The organism is Ruegeria sp. F11 (assembly GCF_056533855.1).
This window is the reverse complement of the sequence record NZ_JBQFOW010000036.1, coordinates 1-2311: the sequence shown is the minus strand read 5'-3', so window position 1 is coordinate 2311 and position 2311 is coordinate 1. Positions and strand designations below refer to the sequence as shown.

Sequence of the window (2311 nt, the reverse complement as noted above, 5' to 3'; positions counted from 1 at the left end):
CAGGAAGTGATCGCACAGAACCCGATTTGCGATGCGTTGAACGCGTCAGTTGTCCATCGCACAGCGATCTCTCTGAACCAGCCGTTTGAGATGGTTCCCGGCTTGCAGGCAACACTGTTCCCCGTTCCCGGCAAGGTGCCCTTGTACCTGGAAGGTGAGCATGTGCAGACCGATCTGGTGGGCGAACAAACCGTCGGTGTCGCGCTGAAGGCGGGCGGCAAAACCGCCTATTACATTCCGGGCTGTGCCGCATTGACACCGGACCTGCGGGCCACGCTCGAAGGTGCAGATATACTGTTCTTTGACGGAACCCTCTGGCAGGATGATGAAATGGTGCGCGCGGGTTTGGGTCAGAAAACCGGCAAGCGCATGGGCCACATGTCGATGGATGGCGACGATGGGTCCATCGCCAGCTTTGCCGATATGAAGATCGGGCGGAAAATATTCGTCCATATGAACAACACCAATCCGGTTCTGCGCCCCGACAGCGCGGAAAAAGCGGCGGCCGAGGCCGCAGGCTGGACAATTGGACAGGATGGGATGGAGATCGCTTTATGACCCAAAGCCGCGAAGACTTCGAAGCCCGCCTGCGCCAGATTGGCGCGGAACGCTACCATGATCTGCACCCGTTTCATGACCGCCTGCACGGCGGGCAGTGCACGCCCGACGAGGTGCGCGCCTGGGTGATCAACCGGTATTACTATCAGCACTCGATCCCGATGAAGGATGCCGCCTTCATGTCCCGCGTCGAGGATCCGAAGCTGCGGCGCGCATGGCGGTCCCGGATCGAGGATCACGACGGCACCGAAGAAAACGAAGGCGGCATCAGGCGCTGGCTGCGTCTGGCCGAGGCCGTGGGTCTTGATCCCGACTATGTCGCCTCGTGCGAGGGTGTCTTGCCCGCGACGAAATTCGCCGTGGATGCCTATGTTCGCTATGTGCGCGAGAAAACTCTGCTCGAGGCCGTTGCCGCCTCGTTAACCGAGTTGTTTGCCCCCAAGATTCACGCCAACCGAATTGAAGGTCTGCTGCAGCACTACGATTTCGCCGATGACAGTTCCCTGTCCTATTTCCGGAACCGTCTGAAAGAAGCGCCCAAGGATGTGGCCTTTGGTCTGGCCTGGGTTCTGGACAAGGCGGATACGGCCGAAAAACAGGACGCGGCGGCCAAGGCGCTGATCTTCAAGACGGATATATTGTGGTCGCAACTGGATGCCCTTTGGGGGGCGTATGTGGAACCCGCGCGTATCCCACCCGGTGCGTGGCAGCCCGGCACCGGGCTGCTGATGCGGCAGGCGTCGTGATGCAGGCCGCAGACATCCCTACCCTGCCCCGTGGCGTCCGCCTGCATTTCGACAAGGTGCGGGAAAACTGGGTGCTGTTGGCCCCGGAACGGGCCGTGACGCTGGATCAGATCGGACACGCCATTCTGAACGAGGTGGACGGCCAGCGAAGCTTTGAACAGATCACAACCGCGTTGTCCGAGAAATACAATGCCCCGGTGGATCAGATCGCCGAGGACAGTTCGGGTTTCCTTGATGCCCTGCGCGCCCGGCGTTTTCTGGACGTATCGTAATGGTTAAAACTGCACCCCCTATCGCCATGCTCGCCGAGCTGACCCATCGCTGTCCCCTGTCCTGCCCGTATTGTTCCAACCCGGTCGAAATGGCCAAGCAGGACAGCGAGATGGATACGGACACCTGGGCGCGCGTGTTTCAGGAAGCCGCCGCGTTGGGGGTGTTGCAATTGCACCTGTCCGGTGGCGAACCGGCGTCGCGCCGCGATCTGGTGGAATTGGTGACTGCGGCGCGGGACGCCGGGCTTTACACCAACCTGATCACCTCGGCCATCGGGCTGACAGAACGCCGCATGAACGAGTTGGATCGCGCCGGGCTGGACCATATCCAACTGTCTCTGCAAGGCACCGATGTCGCGATGGCAGACAAAGTGGGCGGCTATCGCGGCGGGTTCGACCGCAAGATGAAAGCCGTCGAATGGATCAGGGACATAGGGTTCCCCCTGACATTGAACTTCGTCCTGCATCGCCACAACGCCCACCAATTGCCCCGAGCGCTTGAAATGGCGCAGGAGATGGGCGCGCGCAGGATCGAAGTTGCGACGGTTCAGTTTCACGGCTGGGCGCTGAAGAACCGGGATGCACTGATGCCGACACGGGAGCAGGCGCAGGTGGTCACGCAGCAGGTTGATGAGGCCAGACAGGCCCTGAAGGGCGCACTTGTGATCGACTATGTGCCCGCAGACTATCACGAGGTTTTCCCGAAACGCTGCATGGGAGGCTGGGGAACAAGCG

Annotated in this window: 4 protein-coding genes; all 4 read left to right on the top strand. The window is 60.8% G+C overall.

From position 1 onward, the window contains the following. Window positions 1-558: MBL fold metallo-hydrolase (locus ACR0NJ_RS21210; RefSeq protein ID WP_480819075.1), on the top strand; the 558-nt coding region annotated here is incomplete at its 5' end. Continuing rightward, complete coding sequence (pqqC, locus tag ACR0NJ_RS21205; protein ID WP_480819074.1) at window positions 555-1304, top strand: pyrroloquinoline-quinone synthase PqqC; 750 nt, start codon at window positions 555-557, stop codon at window positions 1302-1304. The genes ACR0NJ_RS21210 and pqqC, both read left to right, overlap by 4 nt. Then, window positions 1304-1576 (top strand): pyrroloquinoline quinone biosynthesis peptide chaperone PqqD, encoded by a 273-nt coding sequence (pqqD, locus tag ACR0NJ_RS21200; RefSeq protein ID WP_480617118.1) that lies wholly within the window; start codon window positions 1304-1306, stop codon window positions 1574-1576. Before pqqC ends, pqqD begins: the two co-directional genes overlap by 1 nt. Further along, window positions 1576-2311 (top strand): radical SAM protein (locus ACR0NJ_RS21195; protein WP_480819073.1); only part of this gene is annotated, 736 nt, incomplete at its 3' end. The genes pqqD and ACR0NJ_RS21195, both read left to right, overlap by 1 nt.